Origin of the sequence: Companilactobacillus sp. HBUAS56275, from assembly GCF_036913655.1 — a bacterium.
Lineage (GTDB): Bacteria > Bacillota > Bacilli > Lactobacillales > Lactobacillaceae > Companilactobacillus > Companilactobacillus pullicola.
Window position 1 is genome coordinate 1 of sequence record NZ_JAYKKK010000001.1, and the last position, 20703, is coordinate 20703.

Sequence of the window (20703 nt, forward strand, 5' to 3'; positions counted from 1 at the left end):
TTGTAATCGGCAAAGCCGATAACAATAATCTCATAGCTGAACGCATTCCCAATTTTTGCTCCGGACTAAAGAGTACTTTGATTGTTTAGTTGGTCAAATATAATTAGGTATTTAGACTTTGTTTCAAAAAACGTTCTTAATCTAGAAGAAAAAATCTGTATATAACGTGTAATGTGTGTAATAGGTAATATATTTAATCAGTCTAGAAATATATAATCGATTAGAACCGTTCCAGAAAAAATATAGAAATTAATAAACAGAATAGTACAAATATTTAACCCGGAACAACAAGGCACTATTGGTCTCAGCCGTGAGATTTTACTTGGTGGGTTTCCCACCTAGTAAAAGACCTGTATTTGAGATAATTGCGAACTTCAATTAGCTCAAATCAGTGTCCACAGCGTTCCAGACCAATAGCGCCTTGTTGTGGAGGGTGGCATACTTAACCAATAAGCTTTTCTGAGGGTTTAGTATTTATTTTCTGTAAAATTAGGGCTTAACTTGAAAAAAAATACTAAAAAACCCATAATTATAGTTAATTAACTTTGTAAGGTGAGAGAAAAATGGAATTGTATTTTGTCAGACATGGAAAGACCCAATGGAACTTAGAGGGGAAATATCAAGGTGGACATGGGGATTCACCTTTGTTGTCAGAAAGTATGCACGATATTGGTTTGTTAGCGAAGCGTCTTGAAGATGTTGAAATTGATCATATGTATTCAAGTCCGCTTCCACGCGCTAAAACAACTGCTGAAACGCTGATTAAAGATTTGCATCGTGACATTGACTTATCCATTGTTGATGATTTACGTGAATTCGATCTAGGAATTATGGAAGGTCGTAAATTTTCAGAATTAGAACGTGAGATGCCTGAGGTTATTTACGCTTTTAGAAATCAACCTAAGGATTACGATTATGATTTGATCCGTGGCGAATCTTTTGAAGAAGTGGCTCAAAGAACTACAGGCGCTGTTCAAAGAATTGTTGAAGCTAATAATGAAAAGGGTAGTATCGTAATTGTTAGTCATGGTGCTGCTTTAGTTACAATGATTCAGTCATTGTTGGGAACGAAAGTTGACGACATTAGAAAAGATGGCGGATTGTCGAATACAAGTTTGACGCATTTACAATATAATGATGGCCAATATAAATTGGTTGAATGGAATGAAACAGGTTACTTACATAAGAAACTTGAGAGTTCCGATACGATTTGAGGTATTAGATGGATAAAAAAGCAGAAAAATTATTCAACGATGGCAATAAACAGGATGCGATTAAATTATTAGTCGCCGATTTGAATAAAAATCCTAAACAGTTGCCGGAAATTTTACAATTGTCGACTTACTTAGTTCAAGCTGGCGATTTAGAACAAGCGGAGGAATTATTAGCTCGTTCGTTAGAAATGTTCAAGAATAATCAGGATTTACTTTATAATTTAGGAAATGTTTATTATTTGGCTGACAAGTATGATAAAGCTAATCAGATTTTTCAAAGTTTAATTGATGACAACTATGCCTTTGAAGCTTATTTTATGATGGCTAAAACATTGGATCAGCAAGGTAAACGTCAATTAGCAATTATGTATGCTTTGACGGCGGCTGAAAAAGCTCCCAAAGATTTACAAGCTAATGAGTTATTAGCCGATTTATTGCTTGCTAACGGTAATTTTAATGAGGCACTAGGATTTTATAAGGTTGCCAATGAAATCCAGCCAGAAGCTAAGCATTACTTTAATATGGCATTGTGTGCAATGAATCTAAAGCAAGACTATCAAAACTATTTAAATGAGTCCAAAAAATTGGATGAAGCTTACTATGTGAAGCACGAGAAAAAATTAGCTGATCTACAAGAATTTATTAAACAGCAAGGAGATAAGAATGACTGAAAGTGAGAAGCAGTATTTTGTGGGTACTGTTAAAGCCATTTTCTTCGAGAACCCTGAAAATCTATTCAAAATCTTTACGATCAAGATCAAAAAAACTAATACTGATTGGGACGCTAATGATATCGTCGTAACCGGTAGTTTTGGTGAAATCTCGGAAGAAGAAGAATATCGTTTTGAAGGCAATATGGTCGATCATCCAAAATACGGCAAACAATTTCAAGCCACTTCTTACAAACGTAGTCGTCCCAGCGGACGTAAAGAGTTGATCAGTTTCTTTTCCAGCGATGAATTTCCTGGGATTGGTAAAAAGAAAGCTGAAAAAATTGTTGATACACTTGGAGAAAATGCCATCGACAAGATTCTACAGGACCCTCATGCTTTGGATTTTTTGAAATTGGGTGAAGAGAAGACTAATAATATCGTTGACCAGATTTCAAAGAATCATTTAACAGAACAAGTTTTGTATCAACTCAATAATTATGGTTTCGGGACTACCTTGAGCGCACGTATTTTTCAAAAATATGGTCCGCAGACACTGGATAAGATTACAGAAGACCCCTATCAATTAGTTTTAGATGTTAAAGGAGTCGGATTCAAACGTGCTGATGAGTTAGCCAAGCGATTAGGAATTACTGGCGATGACCCCAGAAGAATCAAAGGAGCCTTGATTCAGATGGTCAGTTTGATCATCAATGAGACAGGTGACACCTATGTGGCCCAGGATGATTTGATCAAACGAGCTAGTGGTGTCCTTAATGCTAATTCGACTACTGATTTAAATAAGAAACTATTATCAGGATTGAAGAAGTTAGTCAACGATGGCGTTTTAGCAGTTGAAGACGGTCACGTTTATGAGAAAAATTTATCTGACAGTGAATGGTCGATTGCGCAATCACTCAAAATGATTACCGATACCTTCAAAGGTGTGGAATGGACTAAGCGTGAATTCAAAAAAGAGTTGAAGCATGTTGAAAAAACGTTTAAAGTCCAATACGATGAATCACAGGAAAGGGCTATCGAACAGTCTTTGACACATTCAATTTTCCTACTAACAGGTGGTCCGGGAACTGGTAAAACTACGATTATTAATGCCATCGTTTCGTCATATGCTAAGTTAAACGATATGACGTTAGATCCCAGTTCTGAAGATTATGCTATTGCCTTAGCTGCTCCGACTGGACGGGCGGCAAAACATATGGGTGAATCAACCGGTTTACCTGCGATGACGATTCACCGTTTACTAGGATTGACTGGTACAGAAGACGACGAATTTGCGGAACCAACTTTGGATTGTAAATTATTGATCATTGATGAGATGTCGATGGTCGATACGAAATTGTTTAGAACTTTGATCAATGCCGTTCAACCGGGAACACAGGTTGTTTTGGTAGGTGATAAGGATCAATTGCCATCAGTAGGACCAGGACAAGTTTTCTCAGATTTGATCAATAGTGACGCTTTTCCAACAACAATTTTGAATGAAATTCATCGTCAAGATGAGGATTCAACGATTATTCAATTAGCGCATGACATCAATGAGGGTATTATTGATGAAGGTATTTTCCAAAATAAAGCTGACCGTAGCTTTATCAATTCCAATAGCCGGAATGTTCCAGAAGTGTTGTCACAAATTATCAGCAAGTCAGAGGATCGTGGTTTTGATATTGCTGATGTCCAAGTATTAGCACCCATGTATCGAGGACAAGCAGGAATTGACAATTTGAATGTTGTCATTCAAAACGTCGTCAATCCTATGGCACCGAAGCGAAAAGAAGTTTCTGTTGGCAATACGAAATATCGTATCAATGATAAAGTCGTTTATCTGGTCAATTCTCCAGAAGATAATGTCTTTAATGGTGAGATTGGTAAAATTGTCGGAATCTTGTTAGCTAAAGAAAATACTGATCACGTTGATAAATTGGTGATCGATTTTGATGGCAACGAAGTCTCCTTGGATCGTAAGGATTGGTTAAATATCTCTTTAGCCTACTGTACTTCGATTCATAAGGCTCAAGGTTCTGAATTTGAAATGGTTATTCTACCGTTAGTCAATGAAGAATCTCGAATGTTGCGTCGGAATCTATTATATACAGCGGTAACCCGCTCAAGACGTCTGTTAATCATGGTCGGTGACCGTTCAGCTTTTGAAAGATCGATCCGTGATCAGTCCAACGAACGGCAGACAACTTTAAAAGAACGGATTTTTGCTACATTTAAGATTAAGCCTAAAAACGAAGATCCCGAAGAACCAGAAGACAGCGAGCCAATAGATTATCATTTAACCTTGGATATGGTAATGAACAATTCTATTGATCCAATGATCGGCATGGACAATGTCACTCCATATAATTTTCTCGAAAAAAATAACGCTTAGTATTATTGAATAAAATAATAATATTTAGAGATTCATATAAAAAAGCAGCTTCTATTAGGTATTCAAGGACAAACACGTATGTTCTTGAATCTCTTAATAGGAGCTGCTTTTTATTTGGTATTTGGATTTTATAATAAGATATATTAGGCGTTATTTTTCACGGGTAGCCAGAAAGGATGTTGACTGATTTCAAAATTAAAATCAAATTCATGCTGATTTAATTCCTCACCATCCATTTGACCATGCTGGTTAGTATAATTCTTTAATTCAAACTTGTCGGTTTCAATATGCCAAACATTTTTATCTTGCAAGTGTGAACCATTTGTTAATAATTTAGTCATCAATTTAGCAAATTTCGGTGTACTGATTTTTTTAACTACTACCAAGTTTAGATGATGATTAAATGGTGTAGCAGTTGGATCAATGGCAAAACCACCCCCCAAAATAAGGATGGTTGGTAGCAACAACGACATATGCAGAATCAAAGTGCTTTTGGTGTTGCTGATAATTGACATCTAATCCAAAAGCTTGTTGACGCTTCAGTACTTTGAGCAGATTGGTGAAGTAGGAGAGAGTCCCCAATCCTAGACTGTTGAGAAACTCTTTGCGTTCTGAATGATTAGTGTAATAAACAGTACTGGCGTCAAAGCCGATTCCAATATTATTGATAAAATAATGGGAAAAGTTTTTACTAGTTGCTTTACCAACATCGATCATTCGAGGATTTTTCAAAGAGAGAATGGCTTGCATCAGAATAACGGGATCCTTAGTCTTTAATTTGATTCCGCGACAAAAGTCGTTACCAGAACCACCAGGGATATAACCTAAAGCAGTGTCAGGATAATTGGATGTTTTAACGCCATTAACCGCCTGATTTAAAGTTCCATCGCCACCGATGACGACAATTTTATCATTTTGGTGTAGGTCGGCTAATTGTTTAGCAATTCTTTGACCGTCACCGTCACACTTTGTTAAATGAACCTCATAGGGAATATTTTGTTGTCTCAGAAAGTCTGTGACTTTGTTACAAGCTTTTTGGGCACGTCCGTTTCCAGCGTGATGGTTTAAGATGATTTCGATTCTTTCAGTTTTTTCCATTTTATAACCCTTAAATAAAAAAAGTAGATCAAGTGATCTACTTTAAAATTGAATTTAGATTGAAGTACCAATTAGCATTGGTAAGATAACAGGATTTCTTTCAGTACGTTTGTAAAGGAATTCTTGTAATCCTTCAATGATAACACGTTTCAGCACTGCTTCGGTTACTTTAGTTTCTTCATCGTCAAAGGCATTCTTGATCAAGTGGAAGACACGTTTTTGTGCTTGATTGATCAATTCACCTGACTCACGCATATAGACAAATCCACGTGAAAGAATATCAGGACCAGCTAAAACGATATGTTTTTGATAATCGATAGTTGCTACAACTACGACCATTCCTTCCTCAGAAAGAACTTGACGATCATGGATAACAACATTACCGATATCACCAACACCTTTACCGTCGACATAAACATCGCCAGCAGGGAAGTGACCTGCAACTCGTGCATTGTCCTTAGTCAAAGCTAAGACATCACCATTTTCTAGTAAGAATGAGTGATCTTGAGGAACGTCACACAATTCAGCTAATTCTGTGTGAATCTTCAACATACGATATTCACCGTGAATTGGCATGAAGAACTTAGGTTTCATTAAACGAAGCATCAACTCTTGTTCCTCTTGACCACCGTGTCCTGAAGCATGGATGTTGTTAACTTTACCATGAATAACTTCAGCACCAGCTTCTGATAATTGGTTGATCAAGTGGTTAACACTGATTGTATTACCAGGAATTGGATTACTTGAGAAGATAACAGTATCTCCAGGTTGAATAGTGATCTGTCTATGTGTTCCGTTAGCGATACGGCTCAAAGCAGCTAATGGTTCACCTTGAGAACCAGTACATAGAATCAAAGTTTCACTAGCAGGTGTTTGATTCAAGGCGTGTGGGTCGATCAACATATCATCAGAGATATTTAGATAACCTAGTTCACGTCCATTTTCGATTGCTTGTTCCATACTTCGTCCAAAGACCGCAATCTTTCGACCTTGTTGGATAGCAGCATCAACTGCTTGAGAAATACGATAAATATTAGAAGCAAAGGTAGCAAAAATAATTCTGCCATTGATAGTTTCGAATATTTGATGAATTGTTAAACCAACTGAACGTTCAGACTTTGAAAATGTAGGAATTTCTGCATTTGTACTATCTGATAGTAAACATAAAACACCCTTTTGTCCCAAGGCAGCCATCTTTTGTAGGTTAGGGGATGGTAGGCCAGCAACTGGAGTTAAATCAAATTTGAAATCACCAGTTTCAACGATAATACCTTGAGGCGTATGAACAGCAACACCTAAAGTATCAGGAATAGAGTGAGTAGTTCTGAAGAAAGAAACGCTTGTCTTAGGGAATTTGATAACATCATCTTCGTGCAAGACATGCATTTCTGTAGTTCTTAATAAGCCATGCTCTTCCAATTTACCCTTGATCAATGCACATGCCAATGGACCGGCGTAAACAGGGATGTTTGGAAGTTGTTGGAGTAGATAAGGAATACCACCAATGTGATCTTCGTGACCATGAGTGATGAATAATCCCTTGATCTTGTCCTTGTTTTCTACTAAGTAACTGTAATCAGAAATGACGTAGTCAATTCCTAGAAGTTCATCTTCGGGAAATTTAATTCCGGCATCAATAACGATCAGTTCGTCTTGATATTGAACTCCATACATATTTTTACCGATTTCACCAAGGCCCCCGATGGCAAAAACAGCAACTTCATTATTTTTAACTTTAAATGACATTAATTAAAACTCCGTCAATTTAAAATCAGGGCTCTTCTTTTCGTACTCTAAGTGTTTTTCGTCGAGTTCCTGAATAAATTCAATGTTATAGTCAGTATTTTTTTCAACTGCTTCACGGACGGCAATGTTTGATTCTGCATCCATGTATAGTGAATGTGTAAATTCACGACGGGGGTTATCTAGTTCGCTTGTTTGATATAAAACTTTATAAATCAATATAATTTTCTCCTTTAAATCGAATTAAATGAAACAGGTCAGTTTCATTTGACGTTTTTTCTAGTCCATTTGTGCGTTAATCAATAGATAGCACAATTCTACCATATATAAAATGGTAAGTATACTTGAAGACTATATTAAGAAATCACAACAGTACTTGGGTCAAGCGTGAATGGTTCTTTCTTATTAATCTTGTCGTAATATAGGTGACCATTCAAATGGTCAATTTCATGTTGACAAACGATGGCAGGGTAACCTTTAACACGTAGTGTCTGAGAATTTCCTTCAAAATCATCATATTTAATAGTAATACGATCTGCACGTGGAACGAATCCAGGAACATCTTTATCAACTGATAGGCAACCTTCACCCTCAGATAAGGCAGCTTTTTGAACTGAGTTTCTGACGATAACAGGATTGATTAGAGTGATTTTTAGAAGAGGCTTGTCAGGATCTTCTTCATTAGGTACTAAGACAGCGGCCATCATTTCTGAAACACCAACTTGAGGAGCGGCCAAACCGACACCAGCACGTAATTGATGTTTTTCAGCGTAATCTTCATCTTGACTCTTAACAAGATATTCCATCATATTAGCGGCTAAGGCTTTGTCTTCGTCACTCAATGGAAATTTAACATCTGCTGCAACTTTTCTTAAAACGGGATCGCCATCACGGACGATATCTTTCATAAAATACATAGTTTCCTCCGAATGTTTAATTGTATAAAAATACTTCAGTATATCTATTATAGATTATTTTGCCTAAAAAATAGAAGTATTTGGAAAAAAAGCTGTCTGATAATATTAGAAAACGATTTCAGATGTACTATTTTTGTTTTAGTAAGGGGTTGCATGATAAAATATTCTTATATGTTATCGGTTACACGATAATACATAAATACTGCTACTGGAGGTTTTGTATGAGATTAATTGATTTTGGTGTCAGACACGACGAAAAGAAATATATTGAGGAATGGTCAAAAGAGAACAATATAGAAGTAAAAATCGTTACAGATTTATTAACACCTGAGACTGTTCAGCTAGCAAAAGGCTATGACGGTATTGTTGCTTACCAACAATTGCCATATGACGAGAAAATATTCGACAAGATGAATGAATATGGTATTCATGTTCTTTCACTTAGAAATGTTGGTGTCGACAATGTTCCGTTTGAGGCTCTAAAGAAGAATCAGATTCGTTTAACGAATGTACCAAGTTATTCACCAGAGGCTATCGCTGAATATTCTGTTGCAGGCTTGATGGCTTTGTTAAGAAATCTAAAACATATGTTCAGAAAAATAGATAATCATGACTTTAGATGGGCTCCAGACATCGGTCGAGAGCTAAATCAACTAACAGTTGGTGTAGCTGGTACCGGTAGAATCGGTCGAGCTGCAATAAAAATTTATCAAGGTTTTGGAGCAAAAGTTATAGCATATGACAAATTTCACAATCAAGAATTAGAAAAACAAGGAATGTACGTTAATGATCTGGATACCTTGTTGAAAGAATCAGACGTAGTAACTCTACATATACCAAGTTTAGGTAAGGGACACACTGTAATCAATCGTGAGTCTATTGCTGAGATGAAAGATAACTCCATTGTGGTTAATAGTGCCCGTGGCGATTTGATCAACACTAAGGATCTATACGACGCAGTTGCATCTGGTAAGCTATATGGCGCTGTTTTGGATGTTTATGAAAATGAAGTTGGTGTCTTTAACTCCGATTTAAGTGATCAAGAATTTTCTGATGAAGTTTTGGAAAAGGTAATTAAGAGTCCAAGATTCATTTTGACACCACATATTGCGTTCTATACAACTAAGGCTGTGAAAAACATGGCAACTATTTCATTGAATTCGATGGTTTCAGAATTAGAAACTGGAACCTCAGAAAATGAGATAAAATTAGAAAAATAGTGACCACTTTCACAAGCTTTATAAAATTTTTTATATGCAAAGAATGCCTAAACTACTTGTTTTTTGAGCGATCAATGTTAGACTAAATTTATGAAAGCCCTTACAGGATTCACAAGGGATAGTTTTTATGAAAGGACTGTGGAGAATGGCAAATAAACCAATTGTTGATTTTGAAGCACTTAAAAATAATTTATCGGATGTTTCAAAACCCATTCAAGTATTGAATGAAAAAGCTGAGATAACAGATCAAGAAGTCTTTGATTCATTTTCAGATGATGATTTAGTTGAGTTTATGAAAAAAATGGTATGGGAGCGTGCATTGCATGAACAGACAATGAACTTCTCACGTCAAGGTCGGATGGGCTTCTATGCACCGACTGAAGGTGAGGAAGCTTCAGAGATGGGAACTGTTTTAGCAATGAAGAAGAATGATTATCTTCTTCCTGCATATCGTGATGTACCTCAATTAATTCAACATGGTGCTACTGTAACCCAAGCTTATTTGTGGTCACGTGGACATGTTGCTGGTAATAAATATGATGCTCGTTCAATGATGCCTCAAATTATCATCGGTGCTGCATATGATGAAGCTGCCGGTGTAGCTATGGGTCTAAAGAAGAATGGCGAAGATGCTATTGCCTTTACCTATACTGGTGATGGTGGTACTTCTCAAGGTGATAGTTATGAAGGTATGAACTTTGCTGGTGCCTTTAAAGTTCCTGCATTGTTCATCGTTCAAAATAATGGCTTTGCTATTTCAACACCACGTGCAAAACAAACTGCTGCTCCAACATTAGCTCAAAAAGCTGTTGCTGCCGGTATTCCAAGTATTCAAGTAGATGGTATGGATATTTTGGCATGTTACGCTGTTGCTAAAGCAGCCCGTGAGTACATTACAGCTGGTAATGGTCCTGTAATGATCGAAACTTTGACATATCGTTTCGGTGCTCACTCAAGTGCTGGTGATGATCCTAAGCGTTACAGAACCAAGGATGAAGAACAACCATGGTTCGATAAGGATCCATTAATTCGTTTAAGAAAAGTTCTTGAAGACAAGGGTCTATGGTCTGAAGAACAAGAAGATAAGTTAGTTGATGAATATAAAGCTTCATTTAAGGAAGCAATTAAGGAAGCCGATGCTGTTCCTGAAGACAAGGTTTCAGATATGTTGAAACGTACCTTTGAAATTCCAACTCCAGAAATGAAAAAAGAAATCGCTAAATTTGAAGCAAAGGAGTCGAAGTAAAAATGGCTAAGAAAACTTACATTCAAGCAATTACAGACGCCTTAGATATCGTTCTTGAAGATGATCCAAAAACTTTGATCTTTGGTGAAGACGTTGGTAAAAACGGTGGTGTTTTCAGAACGACTCAAGGGCTTCAAGAAAAATATGGTGAAGACCGTGTATTCGATACACCTTTAGCTGAATCAGGAATTTTAGGTTTAGCAACTGGATTGGGCCTAACTGGATGGCGTCCAATTCCAGAAATTCAATTTATGGGATTCTCACTTGAAGCTGTTGACCAAATTATTGGTCAAGAAGCTAGAATGCGTTTCCGTTTTGACGGACTAAGAACATCCCCTGTAACAATTCGTACACCTTATGGTGGTGGTACTCATACTGCTGAAATGCATGCTGATAATCTAGAAAATATCTTTGCAAGCACACCAGGTCTACGTGTTGTTATGCCAAGTAACCCATACGATGCTAAGGGACTATTGATTTCATCTGTTGAAAATAACGATCCTGTTCTATTTATGGAAAACTTGAAGTTATATCGTTCAATGAAAGATGACATTCCTGATGGCAAGTATACTGTACCTTTGGACAAGGCAAATGTTGCCCGTGAAGGTAATGATATTACAATCGTTGCTTACGGTGCTGAAGTAAATGAAGCATTGAAAGTTGCTGACGATTTAGCTAAAAAGAATATCTCTGTTGAAGTTATTGATCTTAGAACTGTTTCACCAATTGATACAGATACAATTTTCAAATCAATCGAAAAGACTCATAAAGTAGTTATCGTTCAAGAAGCACAAAAGATAGCTGGTGTGGGCGCACAAGTTGCCTCAGCTATTGCCGAGGACGCGGTTCTTTCTCTTGATGCACCAATTGGTAGAGTTGCAGCTCCAAATAGTGTATATCCATTTGCTTTAGGTGAGGACATTTGGATTCCACGTGCAAAAGAAATTGAAGAAAAAGTAAATGAAATTCTCAACTACTAATTAGATCGAAGGAAGGGAATCCAACTATGGCTTACAAATTTAAATTACCTGAACTAGGCGAAGGGATGGCCGAAGGTGAAATTGCCAGCTGGCTAGTAAAAGAAGGAGACACAGTTAAAGAAGATGACTCCTTAGTAGAAATTCAAAATGATAAATCAGTTGAAGAATTGCCTTCACCTGTTGCTGGTACAGTTAAACAAATTGTTGCGCAAGAGGGAGACACTGTTGAAATTGGAGACACATTGATTGTTATTGATGACGGCTCTCCTGATACAGGTGACGATGATCAACCAGCTAAGGATGATAAAGAAGCTGACAAGTCAGAACAAAAGGATGAAAGTAACTCAGAACAAGCACCAGCAACAGCCGGACCTGCTACTGGATCAGCTGATACTAATTACTTAGCAATGCCTTCAGTTCGTCAATATGCTCGTGATAAGGGTGTCGATTTGGCAAAGGTCACACCTAGTGGCAAACATGGACAAATCACTAAAGCTGATGTTGACTCATTCGATGGAAGTGCTGCACCACAAACAGCCGCTCCTGCAGCAGCTGCAGCACCACAGGCACCAGCAAATACAATTACACCATACAAGTCTGCTACTCCAGAGCTTGAGACACGTGAGAAGATGTCTATGACTAGAAAAGCTATTGCTAAGGCAATGCTCAATAGTAAGCACACAGCTCCACACGTAACTAGTTTTGATGACGTTGAAGTAAGCGCTTTAATGGCTAACCGTAAGAAGTATAAAGCAATCGCTGCTGATAAGGACATTCATCTAACATTCTTACCTTATATTGTTAAGGCTTTGGTAGCCGTAATGAAGGCATATCCAGAATTGAATGCTTCAATCGATGATTCTACAGAAGAAATCGTCTACAAGCACTATTACAATGTAGGTATTGCTACTAATACAGAACATGGACTTTATGTTCCAAATGTTAAGAACGTTGATTCCAAAGGTATGTTTGAAATTGCCAAAGAAATCACTGAAAACTCACAAGCTGCTTATGACAACAAGTTGAGTATGGATAAGATGTCCGGTGGATCAATCACAATTAGTAATGTTGGTTCTATCGGTGGTGGCTGGTTCACACCAGTTATCAATTACCCAGAAGTAGCAATCCTTGGTGTCGGTAAGATTGCTAAAGAACCTTATGTTGATGAGGATGGCAACATTCAAGTAGGTAATATGTTGAAGTTATCATTGAGTTATGATCACAGATTAATTGATGGTGCATTGGCTCAGAATGCTTTGAATCTATTGAAGAAATTGTTGCATGATCCAGATATGTTATTAATGGAGGGCTAGTTAACATGGCAGAAGACGTAATAGAAAAAGATACCGTTATTATTGGTTCCGGCCCTGGTGGTTACGTTGCAGCAATCAGAGCTTCAGAATTAGGACAAGATGTTACTATCATTGAAAAATCAGATACCGTTGGTGGTGTTTGTCTAAATGTTGGTTGTGTGCCATCAAAAGCTTTAATTACAGCTGGACACAGACTTCAACAAGCTAAAGACTCATCAACTTATGGAATTACCACAAGTGATGCCACAATTGATTTTACTAAGACACAAGCTTGGAAAGATGAAAAAGTTGTTGCCAGAATGACTGGCGGTGTACAAATGCTTTTGAAGAAGCATCATGTTGAATTGATCAACGGTGAAGCTTATCTAGACAGTGATACACAATTAAGAGTTATGCCAAGTGGTCCTAGACAATTCATGGACAACGGTGGTGGACAAACTATCAAGTTCAAGCATTTGATTTTGGCAACTGGTAGTCGTCCTATCGAAATCAGAGGATTCAAGTTCGATGACCGCGTGATTGATTCAACTGGTGGTTTGAACTTGAAAGAAGTTCCAAAGGAATTCGTCATCATTGGTGGTGGCTATGTCGGAACAGAATTAGCTGGAGCATATGCTGATCTAGGTTCTCATGTAACTATCCTTGAAGGTTCACCTAACATTATTCCTAACTTTGAAAAAGATATGGTCTCAATCGTTAAGAAGAACCTTGAAAAGAAGGGCGTTACAATCATTACTAACGCTATGGCTAAGAAGAGTGAAAACAAAGGCGATAGTGTTGAAGTAACTTATGAAGTCGATGGTAAACCAACAACAATCAGTGCTGATTATTGTATGGTAACTGTTGGTCGTCGTCCAAACACAGATAACTTTGGCCTTGAAATGACTAATGTTAAGTTGACTGATAAGGGTCTAGTTGAAGTAGACGAACAAGGTAAGACTTCAGTTGATAATATTTATGCAATTGGTGATATTACACCGGGACCAGCTTTGGCTCACAAGGCATTCTTTGAGGCTAAGACAGTTGCTGGAGCAATCTCTGGCAAAAACACTGCAAACGACTATATTGGCGTTCCAGCAGTTTGTTTCACTGATCCAGAACTAGCTAGCGTTGGTTTGACAGAACAAGATGCTAAGGATAAAGGAATTGAAGTTAAAGTAGCTAAATTCCCATTTGCCGGAAATGCACGTGCTGTTTCACTTGATGCTGCTGAAGGATTCGTTAAATTAGTTGCTCAAAAAGACACTGGCACACTATTGGGTGGACAAATTGTCGGACCTGGAGCTAGTGACTTGATTTCTGAGTTGAGTGTGGCTGTTAACTGTCAACTCAATGCTGAAGATATTGCTCTAACGATTCATCCACATCCAACATTGGGTGAACCTATTCAAGAAGCTGCCGATATGTTAATTGGTTTCCCAACACACATTTAATAGAAAAAGGGAAGAACGTTTAGAAACCGAAAAGAGGATTTTTCGTATACTAAATTAATTATTTCCGTATAAAAGCGATGCAATTGTATCGCTTTTTTTGTATAGTAGAGTAAAAATGAAGGGAGTTATCAATGCATAATTACAGTTATCCCCTTGATGAAACATGGTCACAAGATGACATTGTTAAAGTAATTGCTTTGTATAATGCGGTCGAAAAGGCCTATGAATCAAGTATTAAAAGTGATGAATTTTTGCAGAAATATCGCGCATTCCAACAAGTTGTCCCAATGAAGATGGAACAAAAGAAATTAGATAAAGAGTTTGAACTTGAGTCAGGTTATTCTATTTATCAGGTGTTTAAAATGAGTCGTGCGGCAAAAAAAGGCGAGAAAGTAAGGATTCATAATGACAGTAGACAGTAAAGAAATAGATGAATTTCTAGTAAAGCTTTTAAGAAATGTTGGTGAAAGCTTAAAAGACGATGCCCTGAAGAAAAAATCAGTCGATACTAAAAAGAATCGAAACGATTTAGTAACAAATTTTGACAAAAAAACAGAGCGCTATATTAATTCAGAACTTAAAGAGGCTTTTCCTGAAGCTACGATCGTTAGTGAAGAAGGCTATGGTGATTTAGTTACCGATATGTCAGGACTAGTATTTTTTGTTGATCCAATCGACGGTACGATGAATTTTGTTAAACGCGGTGATGATTTTGCATCCATGATTGGCGTTTACATTGATGGAAAACCATTAATTGGTGCTATTATAGATGTTATGGGTAATAACATTTACCACGGCGGTAAAGAAATTGGCTTGTTCATTAATGATGAGAAAATAGATGCTCCTAAGAATTTGTCTTTAGTTGAAGGTTTAGTTGATGTATCCGCACCAATGGCTTTAGCTAATAGATTTAATGTTCAGGACGTTATTAAAAAAAGCAGTGGTTATAGGGTTTATGGAAGTGCAGGAATTATTTTCGGTCATCTCCTGACTGGAAAAGAAGTCATGTATATGTCATACTTAGCACCATGGGATTTGGCTGCAGGACGTGTTTTGTGTGAAGCTGCAGGTATGGACGTAGTAAGTATTGACGATACACCAATAAATATGCTAAAATCACAAGTCGTAATAGTTGGTACTCAGAAAGTTGTTTCTGAAGCACTGACGACAGTCAAAACGCGTTAGTGAACTGTGAGAGGTTTCACAGTTTTTTTATTGCAAGTAATTTAAACACGTATTTATGGAAGGAAGAACTAATTTGACTAAGAGAAGAGAAGATATTAGAAACATTGCGATCATCGCTCACGTTGACCACGGTAAAACTACATTAGTTAACGAAATGTTAAAACAATCAGACACACTAGGATCACATTATGAAATTCAAGATCGTGCCCTTGATTCAAATGCTATTGAAAGAGAACGTGGTATCACAATCCTTTCTAAGAATACTGCTGTTGATTACGATGGCAAGAAGATCAACATTTTGGATACACCAGGACACGCGGACTTCGGTGGTGAAGTTGAACGTATCATGAAGATGGTTGATGGTGTACTTTTGGTTGTTGATGCTTATGAGGGTACAATGCCACAAACACGTTTCGTGTTGAAGAAGGCTTTGGAACAACATCTAACACCAATCGTTGTTATCAACAAAATTGATAGACCAGGTGCTCGTCCTGCCGAAGTAGTTGACGAAGTTCTTGAATTATTTATCGAATTAGGCGCTGATGACTCACAACTTGATTTCCCAGTTGTTTATGCTTCAGCTATCAACGGAACATCAAGTTACTCAGATGATCCTGCTGACCAAGAACACACAATGAACCCTATCTTTGATACAATTTTGAAGACAATTCCTGCACCAATCGACAACTCAGACGAACCATTACAATTCCAAGTTGCCTTACTAGATTACAACGATTATGTTGGTCGTATTGGTATCGGACGTGTGTTCCGTGGAAAGATCAAGGTTGGTGACAGTGTTACTGTTATGAAGCTTGACGGTTCTACAAAGAACTTCCGTGTTACAAAGCTATTTGGTTTCCTAGGTTTGAACCGTGTTGAAATCAACGAAGCTAAGGCCGGAGACTTAATTGCCGTTTCCGGTATGGAAGATATCTATGTTGGTGAAACAGTTACACCAGTTGATCATCAAGAAGCTTTACCATTATTGCGTATTGATGAACCAACACTACAAATGACTTTCTTACAAAATAACTCACCATTCGCTGGTCGTGAAGGTACAGAAGTTACTGCTAGAAAGATCGAAGATCGTTTAAGAAGACAACTACATACTGATGTTTCACTTAAAGTTGAAAATACTGACCAAGCTGGTTCATGGCTAGTTTCAGGTCGTGGTGAACTTCACTTGTCAATTCTTGTTGAAGAAATGCGTCGTGAAGGTTTCGAATTACAACTATCACGTCCAGAAGTTATTTACAAGACAATCGACAACCAAAAGTGCGAACCTTTTGAAGAGGTAACAATCGATACACCTGATGAATACGTTGGTTCAGTTATTGACTCAATGTCACAACGTAAGGGTGATATGGAAAACATGGAAAGTACTGGTAATGGTCAAACAAGACTTATTTTCTCAGCACCTTCACGTGGTTTGATCGGTTACTCTACAGAGTTCTTATCAATGACTGGTGGTTATGGTATCTTGAACCACACATTCTCAGAATACAAACCAGTTGTTAGAAACTGGAACCCAGGTAGAAGAACTGGTGCTTTGGTTTCAATCAACCAAGGTCCATCAACAACATACTCACTACAATCAGTTGAAGATCGTGGTACATTGTTCATCGGTGCCGGTGTTGATGTATATGAAGGTATGATCGTTGGTGAAAGTAGTCGTGATCAAGATATCGCTGTTACTGTTACTAAGGGTAAGAACCTTACAAATACTCGTGCTTCTGGTAAAGATCATGCTGCTGCAATCAAGACTCCTAAGGCAATGTCACTTGAACAATCAATCGAATTCCTAAACGAAGACGAACTTTGTGAAGTAACACCTAAGAGTGTAAGATTACGTAAGAAGATCTTGAACACAAACGAACGTAAGAAGTTCGATAAGACAAAGAAAATGTCAAAATAGTTAATTATTTATGAAGCTAGGGATGGTCTAATCCCTGGCTTCTTTTTTTGTTTTGAGAGGGATGCGCTTGATGCCGTCTTCCATAAAACTTGGGAATGCATTGGAACGCTGTGGGCGCGATTTGAAGCTAATTATTTCACACTTCGTGCAAAATAATGGATCTTCAAAATCGGCCTCATTGTAAATGGCAAAGCCATTAACAATGATTTCACAGCTGAATGCATTCCCAAGTTTTATTCCAGACTAAATCCTAGTTTAATTGTTTGGTTAGAGTATTGAAAAAGGGGTTGTTCTATTCTTTGATAGGAAGCCCATTAATAATAACTCCGACTTGCATACTGTTCTGCTTAATTCAAGACCTTGATGGTATTTGTTAAAAACATTAATATGGCAAATGATGTAATTTTGGGTCGATACCAGTATTTTTATCAAATTAGAATGAACAGTGAATAGAATTATAATTCGTTCAGAACAACATTTTTTGTTTTTGGTTGTGGCGTTAATACTAACGGATGTGCTTGATTTTCTAAATAGAGGTTGTTTTCTATTTAGGTTTAATAATGACCGATAAATAAAGCTGGATTTAGTCCGGAGCAACAAGAAAATTGGCCCAGCCATGAAATTTACCTTGGCAATTTATTGCCTAGGTAAAGGCCGAGCTTTAAGCTAATAATTTTGCACAACGTGCAAAATTATTAGCTTAAAGTCGTGCCCATGGCGTTCCGGCCAAATTTTCTTGTTGTGGAGGACGGAAATTTAAGCATATTCTTCAGAGAGTGGCATACTTCATCACAACCAAATAAGAACTGAATTCTTATGCCAAAAGACAGTAATGACCAGTTTTTTTCTAGTATTATTTGGTGGTATAATCTTATTATTAGATTTTAGGAGTTAAGACGTGAAAAAATTAAAAAAAATTGACTTATGGATTGTCATTCCATATATCATCCTATTAGGTATTGGAATCGTTATGGTTTATTCAGCCAGTTTTTACAATTCACTGATTTCTGGCGGAAGTACAACCCAATATTTAGTCAAACAGGCGATTTTTGCGGTTTTGGGATTGTTTTTATGTTATTTTAACTTTATTCTCAAAGCTAAAATTTTTAAAAATCGGCACATTATCAAGTATGCATTGTTATTTACGATTTTATCTCTAGCAGCGTTACCGATCTTGGGTAAACTGTTTCCTAGTTTGCGTGTCAATGGTGCGGTGGCCTGGATTCCGATAGGACCATTTAATTACCAACCCTTAGAGTTGGCTAAGTTAGTCTTAATTCTCTATTTATCGTTTGTATTAACCAGTAAGCAAGAGCGATTGTTGTCTTATCAGAATTGGAAGGAAATCGGTTTTGAAGTTTTACCTCCCATATTGGTTGTGGCTCTAATCGTTATGTTACTTTTGATTCAACCTGATTTTGGTGGAGCAATTGTTATTTCGTTAATTACTTGGGTCCTTCTTGGTGCTTCAACGATACCTGGAAAGTATATCGTGCGGTTGAGTGTCGGCTTGGGTGCCTTTTTAGGGTTATCGATCTATGGAATTTTTAAAATAGCTCCTTCAATTATTACGAGCCATTATCAGTATCAACGTATTTTGGCTATGCAACATCCCTTTAAATTGGAACAACATGCTGGAGCACAGCTAGTTAATTCCTTTTATGCTATTAGTAATGGTGGCGTCTTCGGTGTTGGCCTGGGTAATGGGATACAAAAACGTGGTTACTTACCAGAACCACATACCGATTTTATTTTGGCGGTTATTAGTGAGGAATTAGGCTTAGTGGGTGTCTTCATTGTTTTGGCTTTATTGGCACTGATTATTTTAAGAATTATTCTTATCGGTATTCGTGCAAAGAAAAATTATAATGCTTTAGTTTGTTATGGTGTGGCGACAATGATGTTGACACAGGTAATTTTAAACGTTGGTGGATTGTTAGGCATGATCCCACTGACTGGTGTTACATTGCCGTTTATTAGCTATGGTGGATCCAGTATGTTGATTTTATCAATAGCTTTAGGAATTGTACTGAATCTGGATGCCACGAATAAATTTGAAAGAACAAGGTGATTTTATGTTTAAAAAGGTGGAACGCCAAGCATTGTATGTTTGGGTCTACTCACTTAAATGGCGAAAAAAGTTACAACGCTATGGAACCATTTATTACACTTCTCCGAAAATGAAATATGTGATGATGTATGTGAATGCTAATCGTGTTGCAGAAGTTAAAAAAGAATTAAGCTCAAAGAATTATGTAAAACGAGTTTCGTTGGCTCATCGCAAAGAATTAGATGAACATTATGTTTTAAAAACTTCTGAAAGTAAGCAAGAGGAAAAGTAATGAAAGTTGTATCTGGAAAATTCCGCGGTTTAAATTTAAAAGCAGTACCTAGTAATAATACTCGACCCACTTCAGCTAAAGTTAAAGAAGCTGTTTTTAGCATGTTGACGCCATATTTAGTTGATGACGGTGTTGCATTAGACTTGTTTGCAGGAACTGGTAGTTTAGGAATCGAGGCCGTTTCACGTGGTTATAAGACGGCTTACTTAGTCGATAAGGCTTATAAAGCCATCAGTACGATCAAAGAAAATGTCGACAAGACTAGAGCTAATGATAGTTTTGTGGTTATGAAAACAGCTGCAACTGAGGCTCTAACTAAATTTAAAGATGATCAAGTAAAATTCGATCTCGTATTTTTAGATCCACCTTATCGTATGAAGATCACTGAACAAATCATTGAAGACATGGTTGAAGAAGATTTATTGAACCCTGGTGCTATTATTGTCGATGAAACGGATTATGATATTGATCTTTCCAATTTTTCTAAAATCGATTTATTAAAAGAAAAGAACTATAAAGATACAAAAGTCGCATTATATCAGTTTGGAGGCTAAAATGACTGAAAGAATTGGACTCTATGCAGGCAGTTTCGATCCAGTTACGAATGGACACTTAGATATAATTCGTCGAGCTTCAAAATTATTCGACAAATTATATGTGGCACCGATGACCAATACGTCTAAGAATTATTTATTTTCTTATCAAGAGAAAAAAGCTTTTATTGAAGCAGAGATAAAGGATTTATCAAATGTCTCAGTCGTAGATGGAAAGTCAGAACTTTCAACTAATTTGGCTCGCCAACTAGGGGCTGGATTTATGGTGCGGTCAATGCGTAATCCAGATGATTTTGGTTATGAGTCAGGAGTGGCCTCAATTAATAAAGTCTTGGATAAAAATATTGAAACAATATTCCTGCTAGCAAATGATCAGTATGCTACGATATCATCGTCAATGATGAAAGAAGTAGCTAAATTTGGTGGCGATATATCCGAATTCGTACCTCAAAAGGTTGCTTTGGAATTGATAAAGAAATTGAGGAAGGAATAAACTAT

The 20703-nt window shown here is 37.1% G+C and carries 20 protein-coding genes; 15 read left to right on the forward strand and 5 right to left on the reverse strand.

All coding sequences use genetic code 11. From position 1 onward, the window contains the following. Window positions 1-563: 563 nt before the first annotated feature. Genes U8526_RS00005 through recD2 form a run of 3 tightly spaced genes read left to right on the forward strand, consistent with a single transcriptional unit; the run spans window position 564 to window position 4259 of the window. A complete protein-coding gene (locus U8526_RS00005) occupies window positions 564-1214 on the forward strand; it encodes a histidine phosphatase family protein (RefSeq protein WP_334339909.1) in 651 nt (216 codons plus the stop codon). Between the two features lie 8 nt (window positions 1215-1222). Next, window positions 1223-1885, forward strand: coding sequence for a tetratricopeptide repeat protein (locus U8526_RS00010; RefSeq protein WP_334339910.1), 663 nt, complete (start codon window positions 1223-1225; stop codon window positions 1883-1885). Next, window positions 1878-4259: an SF1B family DNA helicase RecD2 gene (gene recD2, locus U8526_RS00015; RefSeq protein WP_334339911.1), complete on the forward strand. Its 2382-nt coding sequence runs from the start codon at window positions 1878-1880 to the stop codon at window positions 4257-4259. The genes U8526_RS00010 and recD2 overlap by 8 nt, the downstream gene beginning before the upstream one ends. 143 nt (window positions 4260-4402) lie before the next feature. Here recD2 and U8526_RS00020 read toward each other — a convergent pair whose 3' ends face one another. The 5 genes from U8526_RS00020 to def all read right to left on the reverse strand — a co-directional run bounded on the left by U8526_RS00020 (window position 4403) and on the right by def (window position 8017). Next, window positions 4403-4732: a diacylglycerol kinase gene (locus tag U8526_RS00020; protein ID WP_334339912.1), complete on the reverse strand. Its 330-nt coding sequence runs from the start codon at window positions 4730-4732 to the stop codon at window positions 4403-4405. Next, window positions 4680-5357 carry a diacylglycerol/lipid kinase family protein gene (locus U8526_RS00025; RefSeq protein WP_334339913.1) on the reverse strand — a complete coding sequence of 226 codons (678 nt, stop codon included), beginning with the start codon at window positions 5355-5357 and terminating at the stop codon, window positions 4680-4682. The genes U8526_RS00020 and U8526_RS00025 overlap by 53 nt, the downstream gene beginning before the upstream one ends. Window positions 5358-5411: 54 nt before the next feature. Further along, window positions 5412-7103: a ribonuclease J1 gene (rnjA, locus tag U8526_RS00030; protein ID WP_334339914.1), complete on the reverse strand. Its 1692-nt coding sequence runs from the start codon at window positions 7101-7103 to the stop codon at window positions 5412-5414. Between the two features lie 3 nt (window positions 7104-7106). Then, complete coding sequence (locus U8526_RS00035) at window positions 7107-7319, reverse strand: DNA-directed RNA polymerase subunit epsilon (protein ID WP_334339915.1); 213 nt, start codon at window positions 7317-7319, stop codon at window positions 7107-7109. A gap of 137 nt (window positions 7320-7456) precedes the next feature. Beyond that, entirely contained in the window at window positions 7457-8017 is a 561-nt protein-coding gene (gene def / locus U8526_RS00040; protein ID WP_334339916.1) for a peptide deformylase, read from the reverse strand. Between the two features lie 221 nt (window positions 8018-8238). Here def and U8526_RS00045 point away from each other — a divergent pair, with 221 nt between their 5' ends. The 12 genes from U8526_RS00045 (at window position 8239) to coaD (ending at window position 20698) form a co-directional block, all read left to right on the forward strand. After that, window positions 8239-9237 carry a D-2-hydroxyacid dehydrogenase gene (locus U8526_RS00045; protein WP_334339917.1) on the forward strand — a complete coding sequence of 333 codons (999 nt, stop codon included), beginning with the start codon at window positions 8239-8241 and terminating at the stop codon, window positions 9235-9237. Window positions 9238-9382: 145 nt separating this feature from the next. Then, on the forward strand, window positions 9383-10483 hold the full coding sequence (gene pdhA / locus U8526_RS00050) for a pyruvate dehydrogenase (acetyl-transferring) E1 component subunit alpha (RefSeq protein ID WP_334339918.1): 1101 nt from the start codon (window positions 9383-9385) through the stop codon (window positions 10481-10483). Window positions 10484-10485: 2 nt separating this feature from the next. Continuing rightward, window positions 10486-11463, forward strand: coding sequence for an alpha-ketoacid dehydrogenase subunit beta (locus tag U8526_RS00055; RefSeq protein ID WP_334339919.1), 978 nt, complete (start codon window positions 10486-10488; stop codon window positions 11461-11463). 26 nt (window positions 11464-11489) lie between these two features. Further along, window positions 11490-12776, forward strand: a complete 1287-nt coding sequence (locus tag U8526_RS00060) for a 2-oxo acid dehydrogenase subunit E2 (protein ID WP_334339920.1) — start codon at window positions 11490-11492, stop codon at window positions 12774-12776. 5 nt (window positions 12777-12781) lie between these two features. After that, entirely contained in the window at window positions 12782-14209 is a 1428-nt protein-coding gene (gene lpdA, locus U8526_RS00065; protein WP_334339921.1) for a dihydrolipoyl dehydrogenase, read from the forward strand. Window positions 14210-14340: 131 nt separating this feature from the next. Beyond that, window positions 14341-14631, forward strand: a complete 291-nt coding sequence (locus U8526_RS00070; protein WP_334339922.1) for a UPF0223 family protein — start codon at window positions 14341-14343, stop codon at window positions 14629-14631. Next, entirely contained in the window at window positions 14615-15394 is a 780-nt protein-coding gene (locus tag U8526_RS00075) for an inositol monophosphatase family protein (RefSeq protein ID WP_334339923.1), read from the forward strand. Before U8526_RS00070 ends, U8526_RS00075 begins: the two co-directional genes overlap by 17 nt. A gap of 55 nt (window positions 15395-15449) precedes the next feature. Then, window positions 15450-17309 (forward strand): translational GTPase TypA, encoded by a 1860-nt coding sequence (typA, locus tag U8526_RS00080; RefSeq protein WP_334339924.1) that lies wholly within the window; start codon window positions 15450-15452, stop codon window positions 17307-17309. 898 nt (window positions 17310-18207) lie between these two features. Next, window positions 18208-19380, forward strand: a complete 1173-nt coding sequence (locus tag U8526_RS00085; RefSeq protein ID WP_334339925.1) for an FtsW/RodA/SpoVE family cell cycle protein — start codon at window positions 18208-18210, stop codon at window positions 19378-19380. Next, on the forward strand, window positions 19364-19651 hold the full coding sequence (locus U8526_RS00090) for a YlbG family protein (protein WP_334339926.1): 288 nt from the start codon (window positions 19364-19366) through the stop codon (window positions 19649-19651). Before U8526_RS00085 ends, U8526_RS00090 begins: the two co-directional genes overlap by 17 nt. Continuing rightward, window positions 19651-20205: a 16S rRNA (guanine(966)-N(2))-methyltransferase RsmD gene (gene rsmD, locus U8526_RS00095; protein ID WP_334339927.1), complete on the forward strand. Its 555-nt coding sequence runs from the start codon at window positions 19651-19653 to the stop codon at window positions 20203-20205. The genes U8526_RS00090 and rsmD overlap by 1 nt, the downstream gene beginning before the upstream one ends. Before the next feature lies 1 nt (window position 20206). Beyond that, window positions 20207-20698: a pantetheine-phosphate adenylyltransferase gene (gene coaD, locus U8526_RS00100; RefSeq protein WP_334339928.1), complete on the forward strand. Its 492-nt coding sequence runs from the start codon at window positions 20207-20209 to the stop codon at window positions 20696-20698. The last annotated feature ends 5 nt before the right edge of the window (window positions 20699-20703 follow it).

Coding starts and splice junctions, on each gene's coding strand:
- U8526_RS00005 (WP_334339909.1), top strand. CDS start 564: ATGGAATTGTATTTTGTCAGACATGGAAAGACCCAATGGAACTTAGAG.
- U8526_RS00010 (WP_334339910.1), top strand. CDS start 1,223: ATGGATAAAAAAGCAGAAAAATTATTCAACGATGGCAATAAACAGGAT.
- recD2 (WP_334339911.1), top strand. CDS start 1,878: ATGACTGAAAGTGAGAAGCAGTATTTTGTGGGTACTGTTAAAGCCATT.
- U8526_RS00020 (WP_334339912.1), bottom strand. CDS start 4,732: ATGTCGTTGTTGCTACCAACCATCCTTATTTTGGGGGGTGGTTTTGCC.
- U8526_RS00025 (WP_334339913.1), bottom strand. CDS start 5,357: ATGGAAAAAACTGAAAGAATCGAAATCATCTTAAACCATCACGCTGGA.
- rnjA (WP_334339914.1), bottom strand. CDS start 7,103: ATGTCATTTAAAGTTAAAAATAATGAAGTTGCTGTTTTTGCCATCGGG.
- def (WP_334339916.1), bottom strand. CDS start 8,017: ATGTATTTTATGAAAGATATCGTCCGTGATGGCGATCCCGTTTTAAGA.
- U8526_RS00045 (WP_334339917.1), top strand. CDS start 8,239: ATGAGATTAATTGATTTTGGTGTCAGACACGACGAAAAGAAATATATT.
- pdhA (WP_334339918.1), top strand. CDS start 9,383: ATGGCAAATAAACCAATTGTTGATTTTGAAGCACTTAAAAATAATTTA.
- U8526_RS00055 (WP_334339919.1), top strand. CDS start 10,486: ATGGCTAAGAAAACTTACATTCAAGCAATTACAGACGCCTTAGATATC.
- U8526_RS00060 (WP_334339920.1), top strand. CDS start 11,490: ATGGCTTACAAATTTAAATTACCTGAACTAGGCGAAGGGATGGCCGAA.
- lpdA (WP_334339921.1), top strand. CDS start 12,782: ATGGCAGAAGACGTAATAGAAAAAGATACCGTTATTATTGGTTCCGGC.
- U8526_RS00070 (WP_334339922.1), top strand. CDS start 14,341: ATGCATAATTACAGTTATCCCCTTGATGAAACATGGTCACAAGATGAC.
- U8526_RS00075 (WP_334339923.1), top strand. CDS start 14,615: ATGACAGTAGACAGTAAAGAAATAGATGAATTTCTAGTAAAGCTTTTA.
- typA (WP_334339924.1), top strand. CDS start 15,450: ATGGAAGGAAGAACTAATTTGACTAAGAGAAGAGAAGATATTAGAAAC.
- rsmD (WP_334339927.1), top strand. CDS start 19,651: ATGAAAGTTGTATCTGGAAAATTCCGCGGTTTAAATTTAAAAGCAGTA.
- coaD (WP_334339928.1), top strand. CDS start 20,207: ATGACTGAAAGAATTGGACTCTATGCAGGCAGTTTCGATCCAGTTACG.